We start from the raw sequence: 16,039 nt of genomic DNA on the forward strand, positions 1-16,039 counted from the left end.
TGGCTTACGACGGATTCAGGCAGCCGCGCACCATCGTCGCGTAAAGCGGATCGGCGACGCGCCGCTCGAAGTATTCGACGAGTGTCGAGCCCGCGTCCTGCCGCACGCTCACGCCGATGGTCACGCCCTTGAAGTAGGTCTCCGCGCGCAACCGGACGGCGCCGTCGTGCTTCACGCGGCTGAACTCGCGCGTGCCGTTCTTCCAGCGCGCGGCGATGCACTCCGCCACCTCGGACACCTTCGCCGCCGTGCGTTCCCTGAACACCGGCGAGCGCGCGAACACGCTGTCTTGACGCGAGCACGCCGCGATCATGATGCACAAGCCGATCATCGATACGACATGCCGCGTTTTCATCGGGAGCTCTCCGGGGTGGCGCGTTCAACGGCGACGCGCCGCGTGGTTCGCGTTTTTCATTAACCAGCTGCGCAGGTTCACGGCATCCTGGACGTGCGCGTGCGCGTCAGGTGCGCCGAGAATCACGAACACGACCTGCCGCCCATGCACCGGCGCGATCACGATGAGGCAATGGCCCGCCTCGTTCGTAAAGCCGGTCTTCTGCAGGCCGACGCGCCATGCCGCGTTGTACACCAGCGGATCCGTGTTGCGATACATCAGCGGGCCCGCGCCGCCGAGCACGAGCTTGTGATGCGAGGTCGCATAGTCGCGGATGGTCGAATAGCGATACGCCGCGCGGGCCAGCTTGGTGAGGTCGCGCGCCGTCGAGACGTTGTGCGGCGACAGGCCCGTCGGATCGACGAAATGGCTGCGCTGCATGTGCAGACGCTTCGCGGTGCGGTTCATCGCGCGCACGAAGCCAGGACGTCCGCCCGGATAGTCTCGGCTCAGCGCGAACGCCGCCCGGTTCTCCGACGACATCAACGCAATGTGCAGCATCGTCCGGCGCAGCAGCAGCGAGCCCACCGGCAGGCGCGAGCGCGACCACTTGAGGCGGTCGACATCGGCATCGGTGATGCGCGCGGGCTTGATGAGAGAACGCTTCGAGTCGAGGACGACCATGGCTGTGAGCAGCTTGGTCAGCGAGGCGATCGGCAGGCGCCGGTCGGCGTGGCGCGCGTACAGCGTCCGGCCCGTGGCGAGATCCACGGCGATGGCGGCGCGTGCGTGCACAAGCGGTTTTGAGACGGCGCGCTTCGCGTGCGCAATGAGCGGCACGAGACTCGCGAAAAGGAAGATGAAGAAGACGAGGTGGAATCGGATCATGACGCGTTCAGTTACGCGTCGGGTGGGAAGGGGTATGCAAGGGCGACGGCATGGAGGTGGCGGCGGAAGCGGCGACAAGCGGGAAGCACGCTACCGTAAGGGGCGAGGCTTAAGTGGGACTTAAGGGCGTGGTTTAAGGGAATCTTCAACCTTCTGGACTCGGAGAGAAAGCCTTCAGGTTGCCCGGCCGATGCGCCTCCGCCGATGCTTCCAGTCGATTCACACTCGCTCAAGTCGATTCGTTGCAGGATGGCTCATTTTCAGAGCAAAGATATTGGAAAAATTTTTAGAATATTCAATAGAGAAAAGTGACTATTTCCTGGAGGGTCCAGAATTCGCGTCCATTCTCCCCTACCTTAATGTACTCAGCGCTCATCTTCAATTTCTCCGGCGACAGATTGTCAGGGTTGCCTGTGCATAAATTTCCCAATGAATCGAGATCGATCACAGATAGAACTCCTTCAATCACACCCACCGAAAATTGATCAGCAACGACTGTCCATGTGTTATTTTTTTGGCAAAAAATGATCAAAAACCTTCCATGGGAATCAAGCAACTTCTCCATATTGCTGGCTGCTTCCTTCTCCTGACGAAGAAAGTGCTCCATAGATGAGAACGCAGATGAAGCTTCTCTGCACGCCATAGGATTCTGTTCTCCTACCATTCTGTCTTTTTCATTTATCCGAAAGGGAGTGAATATGTAATGATGTGATGATGTGTGGTGTCCAGGCCGATTCAGCGCCCCGCTTTCTTGACGCTCAATCCTCGCAAGTAAGTTTTTCAGGCCATATTGGCAAAAGATCTTATAACATGTTGCTTGGCTTCACTTTAAACGAACGATAGGCCGCGCAAGCGGCTCTCCGTTTATTTGTGGCACCCGATTACTTATTTGTAATCGTCAGGCACATGTGAAAGCTGACGCTCACTATCCCAAACCGTCGGCTTTTTCTTTTCGTTAAACCATTTTTCTCCACCCGAGATCCACTTAGCCCGTTTTGCTCTTGCGCTTTCTGGAGTGCAATCTTCATAACCGAATTCAGTGCCGCAGCAATCACATATCTCCCATGATGGAGTCTTTCCGTCATCTCCCCACGGAAGAAATGATAGATCGTAACCGCATACTCTGCAATGACAACTATTGCGCATGATAATAGTCCAGGTTCGTTGGGAAGCCGTGATCTGCCGGATTCGGCCTGAACATGGTTTTCGGCGTGCCGTCTGGAAGAGTCACGGCGAAAGTATTTGTTGACGGCTCATAATACACTTTCTCACCATTCGACCTTGCTTTCATCAAAGTACCAGTTGATGGCGATTTCGTAAATTCTCGAGTTCCTTCAAGATATTGCTTCGCATTTTTAAATTCGGGAAATTCACCCTCATGTTTCGTCCAATGATCGAAAGCATTCTTGACGGGCGACTTATTCCTGGTAGCACTCCAGCAAGTCAACCCCCAAGGATCAATCCAGCTTATGGTATTCGGTGCGTATTGATACGGATTCGGGCCGCCAAGCAAGCCGATAGGGTCTCGAGAGACAAAACTGCCCGTCTGCGGGTCGAAGTACCGGTGCCGGTTATATCTCAGCCCACTCTCATAGTCTTCATATTGACCTTGCAGCCGGATCGGTTGCTCGATGCGCTCCGTCTCGACCCGATCGACTCCGCCGGTCACGCCGTAGTGTACTTCCCATACGATCTCGCCGTTCGTAATGCGCAGGCGTACTGGCGCGCCGTTCGGGTCGTTTTGGTAGAAGTAAAGATGCTTCGATGAGGCGGACTTTGTCTGCATCGCCAGGGGCTCGAAGCTGCCCAGGTGGTAGGCATAGAAGCGTGCTGTGTCGTGTTTGTTCGAAGCGCTCCGTACCTCACCCGCCATCGCATCGCCGTCCCACAGGAACCAGGTTTGCGAACCGTGCTGGCTATGTTTTCCATGCCACGCCTCGGTCGCCCGCTTGCCGATGCGCCGTCCCAGCGCGTCATAGCGATACGCCCAGCGCTCGTTGTGCGTGTTCTCGAAGCCCACCAACCTCCCGAACGCATCCCACTCGAAGTGCTGCACACCCTGTCCGCCGCCTTGGCGTATCACCAGTTGGCCCGCCGCATCCAGTAGCCAGCGCGCGCCATCGTTGTGGTGTAGTTCTCGCCCGCGGTCGTCGTCGCATACGACCTTGAAGCGGTCTCCGTGGGCGTCGTAGGCGAAATACTTCAGCCACCCGACCGGATCTGTGTGCGCCACAATACGCCCGAGCGGGTCATAGCTGAATTGATCGCTACCGGAGCGGCTGTCGCGGCGTTCAATCAAATTGCCGCTGATGTCATAGCGGAAGTGCGTGTCGTCGTCGTGCACGCCGGCGCGGCGGGTTGCATGACGCGCCAGGCGTCCTGCGTGGTCATATTCGTAGACGTGTTCGAGGCTTCCGGTGAACTGTGTACGAGCCAGCCGTCCCGCAATATTGCGCGTGAAGCGGATTGGCTCGTTGTCGTCGATCTGGATGGATTGCGGCGCGCCCAGCGCGTCATACGTGTACGTGAGCGTCTGCTCGAACACGGAATCGGCTGTTTGCAGCTTGCGCGTCTGCTCAGTCAGACGCCCGGCCCCGTCGTAGGCATACGCGAGCGTTCCCGTCGCGTCGACGTGCTGTTGCAGCTCCATCAGCAGTTGCCCATCGAGGTCATAGGCGCGCTTGACTATGCCGTTTGCATTGCTTGCGCGGATCAACTGGCCGCGCTTGTCGTACGTGAAGGCTTCGCTTTGATCGCTGCCTGCAACTGCGCGCCGTGTGATACGCCCCAACGGATCGCACGTCACCGTCAGCACCTGCCCCAACGGATCGATGCTCTGCGTCAGATGCCCCGCCGGATCGTAGACGTAGCGGCGCGAGCGCTTGTCATAGCCGATTTCCTCGATCAGCCGTCCCACCGCATCGCGCTTCAGATGCCACGTTTCTCCTCGCGCATTGGTCACGCCGACCAGTTGCTCTTCCGTGTTGTAGCGATAGTGGGTGACATTGCCATTGGCGTCGATGCGGCTCGCCAACTGGCCCTGTCCAAAGAAGCTGAAGCGCGTGATGTGGCCCGCTTCATCGGTGTACTGCGTGAGGTTGTCCTCGGCGTCGTATTCGCAGTACACCAGGCGATACCCCGGCAGCATGCAGGCCGTAAGTCGCCCCTTGGCGTCCCATTTATAGGTGGCGGCTTCCTCGCCCGGCGATTGCCGTTCGATCAGCTTGCCGCGCGCGTCGTGCTTCAATCGCGTGGTGCGACCCAATGCATCCGTCAAAGCGGCGACATAGCCCAGTGCGTCATAGGCGAGTGTCGTGACCTGTTGCGCGGCGTTGCGCACCTTTACGAGCTGGCCGCGGGTATCGTGGCCGAATGCGGTGACAAGGCCCGAGGGCGTGATCTGCTCAACGAGATTTCCGCGCGTGTCCCACGTTTGCTTCCACTGGCCGCCTTCCGGATCAGTAATAGCGATAGGCCGCAGATTGTCGTCGTACTCCGTGCGCGTCGCGCTGCGATCCGGCAGCGTGTGCGTCAGCAGATTGCCGCACAGATCGTATTCCCACGTGGTCCGGTTCCCGGCAGGGTCCACTGCTGCAACGGTGCGTCCCAGCCCGTCATAGCGATAACTGGACATGCCACCCAACTGATCGATCAGCATGACCGGCAACCCGCGTTGATCGCATTGCAGGCGCATGAGTCCGCCCAGCGAATCGGTGATGCGCGTTTCGCGATAGGTCAGGTCATAGTCGAAGCGATAGTCATGAAGACCGCCATCGCCCCATGCGTGATCGACGCGCCACAGACCGTCGTCATGCATTTGATGCGAGTAGTAAAACGACAGACCATTGCGATCCGTATGCCGCACCATGACGTGCTCGCCGGCATAGCCGAAGCTGTAGGGATGATCGAGCGCATCGTGGACCGCGATCAGATCGCTGCGCGCATTCTGCTCATAGCGCACCAGCGGCCAGCGTTGGCCTTGCGCGTCGTGCAATGTCACCCTACCGATGCAGCCGGGCACATCGCCCGCAGCGCAGTGCACGAGGCGGCCCGTCGTGGCATCGCCCGACCATTCGATGAAGCGCAGTGCGCCTTCACTGGGTAACTCGATACGCCACGCATTGCCGTTCAGATCATTGAATTGCGTAAGCCACGACTGGAGCGGTTGCTGCGGACTGGCGGCAAGCGCCTGATCGCGCCATTGCTCGGGCATCGCGAAGCGGTGTTCGATGCCTTCCCGACTTCGCACGATCAACCGCGTGCCATCGAGATAGAGCGCATAGCCGCCTATGCCTTCGATGATGCGCGCACCCCAGCCTTCATCCGCTGGCATCTGATCGAAGCACACCCATTTGTCAGGGAAGCAGACAATGCTGCCAATTTCCCCATCGTGCTCAAAGAGTTCGATACGGATATCAGCAGGCGATTGCCAGCCGCAGCCCACTGCGCCCAGACGGGTGTCGTGACTTGCGTAACGACGGTTCCACACGAGCGGCAGCCGTCCCGGCACGGTGAAATCGTGCTGCTGCACCACGACCTCACCCGTGATGCCGTTGACCGGTTCGCCAAAGACCCATCTGGCGACCAGACTGACGAAGTTGCCCCATCGTCCGTTGCCCACGCGATCCTGAATCGCCCTGGACACGTGGCAGGCACGCGACGGTTTGGACAGGCCATGGGAGAAGGCTGCACGCATCGCCATGCCCGCGAGCGCCGCGATGCTGGGCACGGGCGGTCCACCGACGAGTACGGGGCGGGATGCCGGAATCGGCAGCATGATCGAGGTGGGCAGCGACATGCTTCCACGCCGCGTGTGCTCGCTGTTGTGCGACAACGAGAGCATCCCTGCGAACCAGCACGTCAACGCCGGCAGCACCGCATAGGCCATCGGATCGCCATTGGCATGCACGGTCATGCTGCCGAGGACGGCTTCGCCGTTACCCGCGGGCTTGGGCGCGTCGGACCCGGTGAACACGCCGCCAATCGGAAAATGCAGCCCAGGCAGATGCATGGTCTGCGTGCCGGCGGTCGAGCGCATCAGGCCATTGATCCAGATCGGACCACCCCCACCGCCGGCGGTCACCGCAACGGCCATCACGCCCGCCGCGACTGTCGCTGCACTCACACTGCGCATCCCAAGCTTGACGATGGCTCCCGCACTCATCGCCACCATGCCCGTCGACACCATGCTGCCGACACCTTCCGGCAGCGTCGACAGGTATTCCATCGGATCGAGCACGAAGCCCACGTGCGGATGCGGCAGCGGCAAGACGACGCCCACGGGCGTCTGAATCAGATGCACGTCCACGCCGACGACGGGCGTCAGGTGCGTGACCGCCAGCATGCCCATCAGGCTTCTTCCCTGCCGATTGGCTGCTGAACATGGATTTCCGCCATGCTCAGCTTGAGATCGATCCGGCAATGGTCAACCAGATGGATAAGGTGCCCTGCCTGCATCATGCGCCCGAAGCCTCGTTGATCGAAGCTATCAAGCCTCCTGCATCCAGCCCTGCAACGGAATGATTAAAGTCTGAATTGTGAAATTGATGAAGGGAAGCAGATGCGCTGCATTCCCGGGGACAGTTCCGACAGCTTCTTGATGGCCCTTGCCACTACCCCAACCAATGCCGCGATCACGCCCGGGCCCATCGTTCCAAACCGACACTGTGACGGCGGCGCGTCGTGCGGCCGTGTTGCCGGTGGCGGCGGCACAAATCCCATTTCCTCAACTTCCTCGAACAGGAGAATGCCATGCGCGTTGGTCAGAGCCCCTATCCTCAGCAAACCACCACCGACTATCTCGATCCTCAAAGTCATCAGAACCTGAACCGCGTCACTCAGAAACCCGACGGCGGTTACAGCGTTAAGGACTATAACGGCCGCCGCAACGTCGGCTCGCTGCACGAATACGACGCCTCGCGCAAGCCCCTCCAGTCGACGGTTTCGATCCCGGCGAAGGCCGGGGCGGCACGCTTACCAAGGTCAAGTTCCATCCCGACGGCAGTCGCACGGTGTCCAAGCTGGGGCAGAACGCGTTGATGACTTATGACGTCGGCAAGGATGGCAAGGAAACGAATATTCAAAGCCGGCCATTGACGGCGAATGAATTTCGGGATTATTTGAAGTGGCGATCCGAGGCTGACACGCCGGAAAACGGAGCCGATACGCAATCGGAGGCCGCGCCTTCACCTCAGGCAGCAACTCAGCAACAGACGGCCCAGGCTCCCGAGCCTCCGGCTCAGCAACCCATGGACGATGTCTCACAGAACACCGGGCAGCAGCCGACGATGACCCCGCAGACCGCGCTCCAGCAGCAACCGGCGACGGCCATGCAAACCGCAGCGCAGCGGCAGACAACACCCGATCAGCAGACCGCCTTGCAGCCGTTGAAGCGACCACGCAGAGTTATTTCGATCCGCAAAGCGGCCGCGAATTGAACCGCCTGGTTACACGGCCTGACGGCAGTCACACCATTTACTCGTTCAACGAAAATGGCAAGGAAGCGAGACAGGACAGCTTTGACAGCAGCGGCAAGCCCACGCATTTGATCGGCTACGATCACGGCGAGGGTCCGGGGGGGACGTTGACGGTTTCCAACTTCAAGAACGACGGCCGCGACGTAACGAAGGCGAATCAAGCCGGCATGACAACTACTCGGTCGACGCCAACGGCAACGAGTCGAATATTCATGGGCAGGCGCTGACGCCGCAAAACAACGTGAACTATGCGACATGGCAGCAGCCGGGCGCCGCGGCACCACAGCTCGCCAGCGCACAGGCGCAGACTCCAACGCGGTTGCAGTTGGCACCGGCTCCGACGCAACAGCAGCAGCCGGCAACACAGACTCCGTCGCAACAGGATCAACGGGATCAACAGGAGCAACAGGAGCAACAGGAGCAACAGCCAACACAAACTCCGACACAGCAGCAACAGCCGGAAGCCCAGCCCTCCGCTGAGCAATCGCCCGCCGCAGCCGACCCTGCCAACCAGCCCGACACCACGGCTGTGAACAGCGACGCTCCGGCCAAGGAAGCTCCGGAAGCCCCCACCGCTTCACAACCGGACACAAACTCCGTCGATACGTCCTCCACCCAGAGCGACTAACCTTCCCAGGCGCGCCCACCCGGGCGCCGAACCTCACCGCGTGCGCGCCCACCCCGCAAGCCCCGCGCACGCGATCAACAAACTGCCCGTCACAAAAAACACCGAATGCAGGCCGAGCATCACGCCGATCTGCCCGCCGATCACCGGCCCGATCACCTGTCCGCTGAACTGCGCGGATTGCAGATATCCGAGCAGCGTGCCGCTGCTGTTCTCATCGACGGCACTGCGCGCGAGCTTGGCGATGGACGGCAGCAGTCCCGCCAGCGTCATGCCCATCACCACGCGCAGTCCGGCGAGCTGCCACCAGTGGTGCACAAAGGCTTGCGGCAGCATCGCGAAACCCGTCAGCACGAGACAGCCGACGATCACGTTCCAGCTGCCGATACGATCCGCCAGCGCGCCCAGCCGCGCCGCCGTCAACATGCTGCCAAGCGCCGAGCACGCCATCACGAGGCCCGCGATGCGCGTCACGTGATCGCCCGCCACGCCGAGACCGCTGATGTACACCGTGATGATCGGCTCGATCGACATGTTGGCGAGCAGCACCATCATCGCCGTCGCGAGCAGCGCGGCGACCACCGCGTAATTCGTGCGCCGGGCCGATTCGGCAACATGGCGCGCGCCGCGGCGCTTGGCATCGCCGGGATGGAAGTCCTCCCTGACGAACACGATGCTCAGCAGCGCGGCCACCGCGATCATCCCCGCGCCCGCGAAGAAGGTCCCGCGTATGCCGATCAGCCCAGGCAGGAACCCGCCCACCAGCGGCCCGGCGAGATTGCCGGCGAGCGCGCCCGTCGAGAGGATCCCGAGCGCCCAGCCCGCACGTTCGCGCGGGGCCTGCGTGCCGATCAGCACCGTCGAGGCCGACGCATAGCCGCCGATCAACCCCGCCAGCAGCCGCAGCGCCACGAGCTCATACACCGAATGCGCGACGCCGATCAGCGACATCACCACCGCCATGCCGATGGCGGCGCGCACGAGCATCGGCTTGCGGCCGTAGCGGTCGGCGAGCCGGCCCCAGAGCGGCGCGGTGACGGCGGTGCCGAGAAAGGTCGCGCTGAACGCGACGCCTGACCACTGGATCACACCCGCCCGCGACTCGACGCCCAGCTGCCGTACGTAGAGTGGCAGGAACGGCAGCAGCATGCTGAGACTGACGAGCGTCGTGAACGAACCGAACACGCAAACCGCGAGATTGCGCCGCCAGTAGCCGGCGTTGCGTTCGGCGTAGCCAGTCGGCGGCACGGCCGCTGACATGATCTGGCTCATCGCGTTTCTCCCCGTGTCGCCGCGAACAGGTCGATGGCGAGCGCCATCACGAGCGCCCCCGCGCCGATGCCGAACAGCACGCGGTAGTCGCCGCCGCTGTTCGCAAAGAGAAACGACATGCCGTACGCCGCGAGCGCCTGCAGGATGGCGAAGGACGTCGTCGCGGTGCGCCACGCGCCCTTCTGCTCCGCCGGATGATGCGCGAGCAGTTCGTTGACCCGCCCCAGCACGAGCGGCACGATGCCCGGCGTGAACGCGCCGACCATCACGCTCGACACCATCAGCAGCGCCGTGTTCGAGGTCAGCGCGGGAATCGCGACGGCCAAGGCCTGCAGCAGATAAGCCACGCGCAGTGCCGGCCCGAAGCCGGCGCGATCGGCGAGATGACCGGCCAGCAACGGCCCGGCAATCGCGCCGATGCCGTACAGCACCCAGAACTCGGCGCCGGCATCGACACCCTTGCCGAGACCGCGCGCGACGAAATCCACCAGGAAAATCATGTGCGGCACCAGACCGGCCGCGTTCAGCGCGTATTCGGCGAAGAGCGCGCGCAACGCGGTCGGCCGCGTGGCCTTCGCGTGACGGCGCGGCGCTGCTTGAGTCACATGAGTCACATGAGCGGGTGCATCCTGCGCAGGCCAGCCCCGCCACGCGACAACGGTCAGCAGCAGCGACACCACCGCGAGCCCGAGCCACGTCGCCGTGAGTCCATGCCGCAGCAGCAACGGCACGATCGTGCCCGAGGCCGCGATGCCCAGCCCGATGCCCGTGAAGATCGCCCCGCTCGCAAAGCCGCGCCGCGCGGGCGCGACGTGCGCGATGATCGTCGGCGCGGCGAGCACCATCAGCGCGCCGCCCGCGATGCCCGAGAGAAAGCGCCACGCGAAGAACCATACGAACGACAGCGGGATCGCGCAGGCGACGAATGCCAGCGTGGCGAGCACCATCATCGCGCGCAAAACCGTCGCGGCGCGCGCGTGGCGGGCGAAGACACCCGCCATCAACGCGCCGGCGAGATAGCCGCCGAGATTGGCCGCGCCGAGATAGGCGGCCGTCGAGGCCGGAAACCACTGCGCGCCGATGATCGCCGGCAACAGCGGCGTGTACGCAAAACGCGCCAGCCCGATGCCCACCAGACTCGCACTCGCGCCGGCCAGCACGCCGCGCCACACCTGAAACGTGCCGCGTTCCGTCCGATTGAAAACTGCATCACTCATACCGCCTCCACGACTGCGGCGAACGCGGTCTACGCATCCTGCCCATGGAGTCAATATAGTTTCAACCGGTTGTCGAGAGAATCAGCACTCAATGGAAGACACTCTTCCGAGCGGCGGTTGAATCACATGAAAATCAATCCAGTCGCAGCCGCTTGAATTCGCGGCGCAGGCGCGGTGTCGCGAAATCGACGAATGCGCGCACCTTCGGCACGGCAAGGCGTCCGTGCGGTGTGAGCAGATGTACGGGCAACGGCGCGTGCTCGCGATCATCGAGCACGATCTGCAGCGACGCATCGCGCACTTCCTTCGCGACGTGATACGAGAACAGCCGCACGAGGCCGTGCCCATCCACCGCCGAAGCAATCGCCGCCCGTACCGTATTGACGATGAAACGCGGCGCGAACTGCACGACTTGCGGAATCGCCGCGCCGCCCGAGGTTGGAAAGCTCCACGAATCCAGGCCGAAATGGGTCATCGAGACAATCTCGTGGCGGGCGAGATCGGCGGGCTGGAGAATCGGCGGATGCTTCGCCAGATAGCGCGGCGACGCCGCCACGACGCGCCGCACCTCGCCCACTGGCACCGCCACCAGGGTCGAGTCCGGCAGATGCCCGATGCGCAGCGCGATATCGATGCCCTCGTCGATCAGGCTCACCGGCCGGTCCAGCAGTTGCAGCCGCACGGCAACCGCCGGAAAGCGCGCGATGAAGTCGTCGAGCATGGGGCGCAGCAGATCTTCGCCCGCCGCGACCGGCGCGGTCAGCGTCAACAGGCCGCGCGGTGCGGAGCGTTCGTGGGCGATCAGGAGATCGGCTTCCTCGAGATCGGTGAGGATCCGGCGGCACGCGGCGGCATAGCGCTCGCCGGCGTCGGACAGCTTGATGGTGCGCGTCGTGCGATGCAGCAGCGCCGTGCCCGTGTGCTCCTCCAGGAACGCGATGGCCCGGCTCACGGCGGCGGGCGAGCGGCCGAGCCGCCGTCCCGCGCCCGCCAGGCTGCCTTCGTCCAGCGTGGCGATGAAGACTTTCATCGCGTCGATTCGGTCCATTGGGGGATCGGCGGCGCCGGGTCGTCTCGAGAAGCGCCCAGTCTAACGCGGGCGCCCCTTCCGGGCCGCGTCAGACCACGGTGATCGTCACGTCGATATTGCTCTTCAGCGCCTTCGAATACGGACAGGTCTGATGCGCCATCTGCGCGATCTCTTCGGCCAGCGCGCGCTCGATGCCCGGCAGGCTCACGTTCAGGCGCGCACGCAGCAGATAGGCATCGCCGTTCATGCCGAGATCCACTTCCGCGTCGACGGCCGTCCCGGCGGGAAGGCGCGTTGTCAATTTCGCGGCGGCCTTGCCCATCGCGCCGATGAAGCACGCCGACCAGCCCGCGGCCAGCATCTGTTCCGGATTCGTGCCCGGTCCGGTCGAGCCCTGCGGCGAGAGCTTCACGTCGAGACGGCCGTCGGTGCTGCGCGCATGGCCTTCGCGGCCGCCGACGACGCGGGTCTTGCCGGTGTACAGCACGGTATCGATCTGGGTGGTCATGATTAATCCTTGTCCTCTGTTGATGACTGGTTGAACTGAATGGTTTAGTGATGAGCGAACAGCCGGGCGGTGTCGCTGACCGCCACGGCGCGCGCGCCGGATTGCGACCGGGTGTCGTCCATGCCGCCGTAGGCCTCGGCCGGCGCGGCTGCGGCTTCCTGCGCGAGGGTCTGCACGCTGACGCCGCGCTGCGAGGCGGGCGCGCCGGCCAGCGGGTCGTAGTGCGGCGCGGGGCCGTAGCCGCTGCTGGCGAAGGCGGAACCGGCGGCGGCCGCGCTGGCGGCGATGATGGCGGCGGTAACGAAGTGCTTGATCATGATCGGTGCTCCATACGAGAGAGTGATTAGTGATGACGGGTGCGTCGGCTGAAAGTCCCTGCTGCGCCGTCGGTGGATGCATTTGAATGCCCGGAGGTATCCGGCATGTGTCCGGCAAGCGGGTCCGCTGCAATGTTTTGTATCGGCCACGCGGCAGATACAGTGAGATACGAAGGCCGCGCGCGCTGCCGTTCGCCGCGACATGCGATGGCAACCTTATGTATCGCCCGGCATGCGGGATACACTGCGATACAAACCATCCGCCGGGACGCGCTATAACGCATTCATCGACGCAAACAACGCGTCACCCGCCGGAGCTTCCCGCATGAAACGCTTGCTCGCGATGTTCGCCTTCCTCGCAGGCGGCCTCGCCACCGAATTGGCCCATCCGGTCCAGTGCCTGCTCGTCAATCCGGGCCGGATGCAATCCTGGCGTCAACGACCACGGTCCATCGATGGAAAACACTGACCACGTATTGATCGTCGACGACGATCGCGGGATCCGCGAACTGCTCGCGTCCTATCTCGAGAAGAACGGCATGCGCGTGTCGCTGGCCGCCAATGGCCGGCAGATGCGCACAGTGCTGGAGCAAGGCGCGCCGGACCTGATCGTGCTCGACCTGATGCTGCCCGGCGAAGACGGTCTCGTGCTGTGCCGCGAACTGCGCGCGGGCAAGTTCCGCGACGTGCCGGTGCTGATGCTCACCGCGCGCAACGAGGAAGCGGACCGGATTCTCGGCCTCGAAATGGGCGCCGACGACTACCTGCCCAAACCCTTCGCGGTGCGCGAGCTGCTGGCGCGCATCAAGTCGGTGTTGCGCCGCACGCGCATGCTGCCGCCCGGCATGGAAGTGAGCGAATCGAGCTCGATGCTCGGCTTCGGCGACTGGAAACTCGATACCACCGCGCGTCATCTGCTGGACGCCGAAGGCACGATGGTCTCGCTGTCCGGCGCGGAATACCGGCTGCTGCGCGTGTTTCTCGATCATCCGCAACGCGTGCTGACGCGCGATCAACTGCTGAACCTGACGCAGGGACGCCAGGCCGACGCCTTCGACCGCAGCATCGACCTGCTCGTGTCGCGGGTGCGCCAGCGGCTGCGCGACACCGCGCGCGAGCCGCGTTACATCAAGACGCTGCGCAGCGAAGGCTATGTGTTTTCTGCCGAAGTCAAACCGCTCGGACCCTCAGAATGAGCACACTATCCACCGCTTCCACGACTGCCGCCGCCGCTCCGGCTGCGGCGCTGCTGCGCGGGCCGCGCACGCTGTTCGCGCGACTCGCGCTGATTCTCGTCGTCGGGCTGGCGCTCGCGCAGACCTTTTCGTTTCTGCTGACCATGCACGAACGCGACGACTCGATGACCCACATGATGGTCGGCTACGTCGAGCGCGAGGTGGCCACGTCGGTCGCGCTGCTCGATCACCTGCCGCCGGACGAACGCGCGCAATGGCTGCCACGCCTCGCGCGACGCAGCTACAGCTTCGTCCTCGGGCCGGGCGAGAGCGGCACGCCGCCCGCCGCGCCGCTCTCGGCGCGCTTCGCGCAATCGATGGTCGCGGGCGCCGCAGCGGGCCTCGGCACGCACGTTCCGCCCACCGTGAACGCCGTGCCCGGCGGCAAGGAACACTTCCAGGTGCATCTGAAGCTCTCGGACGGCACGCCGCTCACCATCGACATGCGGCCGATGGTCGGCATGCCGCTGTCCGACTGGCTGCCGCTGGTGCTGCTGCTGCAGCTCGTCGTGCTGGGCGCGTGCTGCTGGCTCGCGGTGCGCATCGCGACCGGGCCCCTCAAGCAGCTCGCGCGCGCCGCCGACACCCTCGGCCCCGATCTCAAGGCCAGCCGCCTGCCGGAAAGCGGACCGGAGGAAGTGGCGCATGCAGCGAAAGCGTTCAACGCGATGCAGGACCGCGTCGCGATGTACATGACCCAGCGCATGCAGATTCTCGCGGCCATCACCCACGACCTGCAGACGCCGATCACGCGCATGCGGCTGCGCGTCGACACGATGGACGACGACGCCACCGGCGCGCGCCTGCGCCAGGACTTGCAGGAAATGGAATCGCTCGTGAAGGAAGGCGTGACCTACGCGCGCACGCTGCATGGCACCCAGGAAGCGCCGCGGCGCATCGACCCGGACGCGCTGTTCGAGAGCATCGCCGACGACTATCGCGATGCCGGGCAGGACGTGACGCTGCGCGGCAGCATCGGCGGCGCGCTGATGGCGCCGCCGCAGGCGCTCAAGCGCGTGGTGGGCAATCTCGTCGATAACGCGCTGAAGTATTCGGGCGCCGCCGAGATCGAGACCGGACGGCAGGACGACGGCCGCGCGTTCATCGCGGTGCTGGATCGCGGGCCGGGGATTCCCGAGGAGTCGCTCGCCGCCGTATTCGAGCCCTTCGTGCGGCTGGAGGAATCGCGCAACCGGCAGACGGGCGGCACCGGACTGGGACTTGCGATCGCCCGTCAGCTGACGCTCGCGATGGACGCCTCGCTGACGCTGCACCGGCGCGAAGGCGGCGGGCTGGAAGCGCGGCTGGTGCTCAGGCCGGCGTAGTCATCGCCCCATGAGAGCCATGAGTCTGCGGACGGCCAGAAGCGGAAGCCGCAGCACGAAGCCCGCCAGCAGCCTGAGGTGCATCCACGTCAGCAGCAGGTTGTCACGGCCATACTGGAAGTGCGACACGCCGCCCTCTTCCGCCGTGAAATAACGCACCGGCGCGTCCAGGTTGATCGGGCGCACACCGCGCCAGCACAGCCGCACCACCGCTTCGGGATCGAAGTCGAAGCGGCGCATGAACGGCTGCGAGCGCATCACGGCGGCGAGCGGCGCGATCGGATAGACGCGAAAGCCGTACAGCGAATCGCCGATGCCCATCCACAGCGTCTCCAGATTCGCCCAGCCGTTCGATATGCGCCGGCCCTGCACGCGCAGTTGCGGCGCGCTCGCGTCGAAGCGCGGACGGCCGAGGATCATCGCGTCCGGCGCGGCGCGCGAGCTTTCCATGAATTGCGGAATCAGCGCGGCGGGATGCTGGCCGTCGGAGTCCATCGTCAGCGCGTGAGTGAAGCCCAGCCGCGCCGCTTCCTCCAGCCCTGCGAGAATCGCCGCGCCCTTGCCGCGGTTGTGCGGCAACACGATCACGCGCAGGCCCGCATCGGCTTCGGCCATCTGCGTCAGGCGTTCGGCGCTGCCGTCGGTGCTGCCGTCCACGACGACCCACACCGGATTCCACTGCTCGCGCGCGCCGCGCACGGTTTCCTCGACTTTCACACCGGGGTTGTAGCTCGGAATGAGGACGAGGTGCGTGGACGATGCGCGTGACGAAAGCATTGAGAAGAAATCGAACGGAACGGGATGCGACGAAT

General features: G+C 63.8%; 17 protein-coding genes. 7 read left to right on the forward strand and 10 right to left on the reverse strand.

Translation table 11 applies throughout. The annotated features are described in order from the left end of the window. Positions 1-4: 4 nt before the first annotated feature. From QCE64_RS24995 to QCE64_RS25010, 4 genes are all read right to left on the reverse strand, one after another. Positions 5-355: a hypothetical protein gene (locus QCE64_RS24995; protein WP_309921891.1), complete on the reverse strand. Its 351-nt coding sequence runs from the start codon at positions 353-355 to the stop codon at positions 5-7. 24 nt (positions 356-379) lie between these two features. Continuing rightward, positions 380-1,222, reverse strand: coding sequence for a serine hydrolase (locus QCE64_RS25000; protein WP_309921894.1), 843 nt, complete (start codon positions 1,220-1,222; stop codon positions 380-382). A gap of 295 nt (positions 1,223-1,517) precedes the next feature. Then, positions 1,518-1,886 (reverse strand): hypothetical protein, encoded by a 369-nt coding sequence (locus tag QCE64_RS25005; protein ID WP_310006828.1) that lies wholly within the window; start codon positions 1,884-1,886, stop codon positions 1,518-1,520. 471 nt (positions 1,887-2,357) lie between these two features. Beyond that, positions 2,358-6,572 carry an RHS repeat-associated core domain-containing protein gene (locus QCE64_RS25010; protein WP_310006830.1) on the reverse strand — a complete coding sequence of 1,405 codons (4,215 nt, stop codon included), beginning with the start codon at positions 6,570-6,572 and terminating at the stop codon, positions 2,358-2,360. A gap of 32 nt (positions 6,573-6,604) precedes the next feature. Between QCE64_RS25010 and QCE64_RS25015 the strand changes: the two genes are divergently transcribed. The 4 genes from QCE64_RS25015 (at position 6,605) to QCE64_RS25030 (ending at position 8,326) form a co-directional block, all read left to right on the forward strand. Further along, positions 6,605-6,745: a hypothetical protein gene (locus QCE64_RS25015; RefSeq protein WP_310006833.1), complete on the forward strand. Its 141-nt coding sequence runs from the start codon at positions 6,605-6,607 to the stop codon at positions 6,743-6,745. 228 nt (positions 6,746-6,973) lie between these two features. Beyond that, the gene (locus QCE64_RS25020) at positions 6,974-7,261 is read left to right on the forward strand and encodes a hypothetical protein (protein WP_309924185.1); all 288 of its coding nucleotides are present in this window, start codon (positions 6,974-6,976) and stop codon (positions 7,259-7,261) included. Beyond that, complete coding sequence (locus QCE64_RS25025) at positions 7,261-7,659, forward strand: hypothetical protein (RefSeq protein WP_310006835.1); 399 nt, start codon at positions 7,261-7,263, stop codon at positions 7,657-7,659. The genes QCE64_RS25020 and QCE64_RS25025 overlap by 1 nt, the downstream gene beginning before the upstream one ends. 280 nt (positions 7,660-7,939) lie before the next feature. Beyond that, entirely contained in the window at positions 7,940-8,326 is a 387-nt protein-coding gene (locus QCE64_RS25030) for a hypothetical protein (RefSeq protein ID WP_310006837.1), read from the forward strand. 33 nt (positions 8,327-8,359) lie between these two features. Here QCE64_RS25030 and QCE64_RS25035 read toward each other — a convergent pair whose 3' ends face one another. From QCE64_RS25035 to QCE64_RS25055, 5 genes are all read right to left on the reverse strand, one after another. Next, entirely contained in the window at positions 8,360-9,595 is a 1,236-nt protein-coding gene (locus QCE64_RS25035) for an MFS transporter (RefSeq protein ID WP_310006839.1), read from the reverse strand. Beyond that, positions 9,592-10,812, reverse strand: coding sequence for a YbfB/YjiJ family MFS transporter (locus QCE64_RS25040; RefSeq protein WP_310006841.1), 1,221 nt, complete (start codon positions 10,810-10,812; stop codon positions 9,592-9,594). Before QCE64_RS25040 ends, QCE64_RS25035 begins: the two co-directional genes overlap by 4 nt. Positions 10,813-10,945: 133 nt before the next feature. Further along, the gene (locus QCE64_RS25045) at positions 10,946-11,860 is read right to left on the reverse strand and encodes a LysR family transcriptional regulator (protein WP_310006843.1); all 915 of its coding nucleotides are present in this window, start codon (positions 11,858-11,860) and stop codon (positions 10,946-10,948) included. Between the two features lie 70 nt (positions 11,861-11,930). Next, entirely contained in the window at positions 11,931-12,350 is a 420-nt protein-coding gene (locus tag QCE64_RS25050) for an organic hydroperoxide resistance protein (protein ID WP_310006844.1), read from the reverse strand. A 44-nt stretch (positions 12,351-12,394) separates the two neighbouring features. Continuing rightward, positions 12,395-12,667 carry a hypothetical protein gene (locus tag QCE64_RS25055; RefSeq protein WP_309933634.1) on the reverse strand — a complete coding sequence of 91 codons (273 nt, stop codon included), beginning with the start codon at positions 12,665-12,667 and terminating at the stop codon, positions 12,395-12,397. 325 nt (positions 12,668-12,992) lie between these two features. Between QCE64_RS25055 and QCE64_RS25060 the strand changes: the two genes are divergently transcribed. Genes QCE64_RS25060 through QCE64_RS25070 form a run of 3 tightly spaced genes read left to right on the forward strand, consistent with a single transcriptional unit; the run spans position 12,993 to position 15,227 of the window. Beyond that, positions 12,993-13,136, forward strand: a complete 144-nt coding sequence (locus tag QCE64_RS25060; protein WP_309924204.1) for a hypothetical protein — start codon at positions 12,993-12,995, stop codon at positions 13,134-13,136. Continuing rightward, positions 13,123-13,863 (forward strand): response regulator, encoded by a 741-nt coding sequence (locus tag QCE64_RS25065; protein ID WP_309933636.1) that lies wholly within the window; start codon positions 13,123-13,125, stop codon positions 13,861-13,863. The genes QCE64_RS25060 and QCE64_RS25065 overlap by 14 nt, the downstream gene beginning before the upstream one ends. Continuing rightward, positions 13,860-15,227 carry a HAMP domain-containing sensor histidine kinase gene (locus QCE64_RS25070; protein ID WP_309933637.1) on the forward strand — a complete coding sequence of 456 codons (1,368 nt, stop codon included), beginning with the start codon at positions 13,860-13,862 and terminating at the stop codon, positions 15,225-15,227. The genes QCE64_RS25065 and QCE64_RS25070 overlap by 4 nt, the downstream gene beginning before the upstream one ends. On the opposite strand, the gene QCE64_RS25075 is transcribed toward QCE64_RS25070, so the two are convergent. Beyond that, entirely contained in the window at positions 15,228-16,004 is a 777-nt protein-coding gene (locus QCE64_RS25075; RefSeq protein WP_309924210.1) for a glycosyltransferase family 2 protein, read from the reverse strand. Between the last annotated feature and the right edge of the window lie 35 nt (positions 16,005-16,039).

The organism is Caballeronia sp. LZ043 (assembly GCF_031451075.1).
In the GTDB taxonomy this organism is placed as follows: domain Bacteria; phylum Pseudomonadota; class Gammaproteobacteria; order Burkholderiales; family Burkholderiaceae; genus Caballeronia.

Bases quoted from the DNA above. Each gene is read 5' to 3' on its own strand.
- QCE64_RS24995 (WP_309921891.1), bottom strand. From the start codon at position 355: ATGAAAACGCGGCATGTCGTATCGATGATCGGCTTGTGCATCATGATC.
- QCE64_RS25000 (WP_309921894.1), bottom strand. From the start codon at position 1,222: ATGATCCGATTCCACCTCGTCTTCTTCATCTTCCTTTTCGCGAGTCTC.
- QCE64_RS25005 (WP_310006828.1), bottom strand. From the start codon at position 1,886: ATGGTAGGAGAACAGAATCCTATGGCGTGCAGAGAAGCTTCATCTGCG.
- QCE64_RS25010 (WP_310006830.1), bottom strand. From the start codon at position 6,572: ATGGGCATGCTGGCGGTCACGCACCTGACGCCCGTCGTCGGCGTGGAC.
- QCE64_RS25015 (WP_310006833.1), top strand. From the start codon at position 6,605: ATGGATTTCCGCCATGCTCAGCTTGAGATCGATCCGGCAATGGTCAAC.
- QCE64_RS25020 (WP_309924185.1), top strand. From the start codon at position 6,974: ATGCGCGTTGGTCAGAGCCCCTATCCTCAGCAAACCACCACCGACTAT.
- QCE64_RS25025 (WP_310006835.1), top strand. From the start codon at position 7,261: ATGACTTATGACGTCGGCAAGGATGGCAAGGAAACGAATATTCAAAGC.
- QCE64_RS25035 (WP_310006839.1), bottom strand. From the start codon at position 9,595: ATGAGCCAGATCATGTCAGCGGCCGTGCCGCCGACTGGCTACGCCGAA.
- QCE64_RS25040 (WP_310006841.1), bottom strand. From the start codon at position 10,812: ATGAGTGATGCAGTTTTCAATCGGACGGAACGCGGCACGTTTCAGGTG.
- QCE64_RS25045 (WP_310006843.1), bottom strand. From the start codon at position 11,860: ATGGACCGAATCGACGCGATGAAAGTCTTCATCGCCACGCTGGACGAA.
- QCE64_RS25050 (WP_310006844.1), bottom strand. From the start codon at position 12,350: ATGACCACCCAGATCGATACCGTGCTGTACACCGGCAAGACCCGCGTC.
- QCE64_RS25055 (WP_309933634.1), bottom strand. From the start codon at position 12,667: ATGATCAAGCACTTCGTTACCGCCGCCATCATCGCCGCCAGCGCGGCC.
- QCE64_RS25060 (WP_309924204.1), top strand. From the start codon at position 12,993: ATGAAACGCTTGCTCGCGATGTTCGCCTTCCTCGCAGGCGGCCTCGCC.
- QCE64_RS25065 (WP_309933636.1), top strand. From the start codon at position 13,123: ATGGAAAACACTGACCACGTATTGATCGTCGACGACGATCGCGGGATC.
- QCE64_RS25070 (WP_309933637.1), top strand. From the start codon at position 13,860: ATGAGCACACTATCCACCGCTTCCACGACTGCCGCCGCCGCTCCGGCT.
- QCE64_RS25075 (WP_309924210.1), bottom strand. From the start codon at position 16,004: ATGCTTTCGTCACGCGCATCGTCCACGCACCTCGTCCTCATTCCGAGC.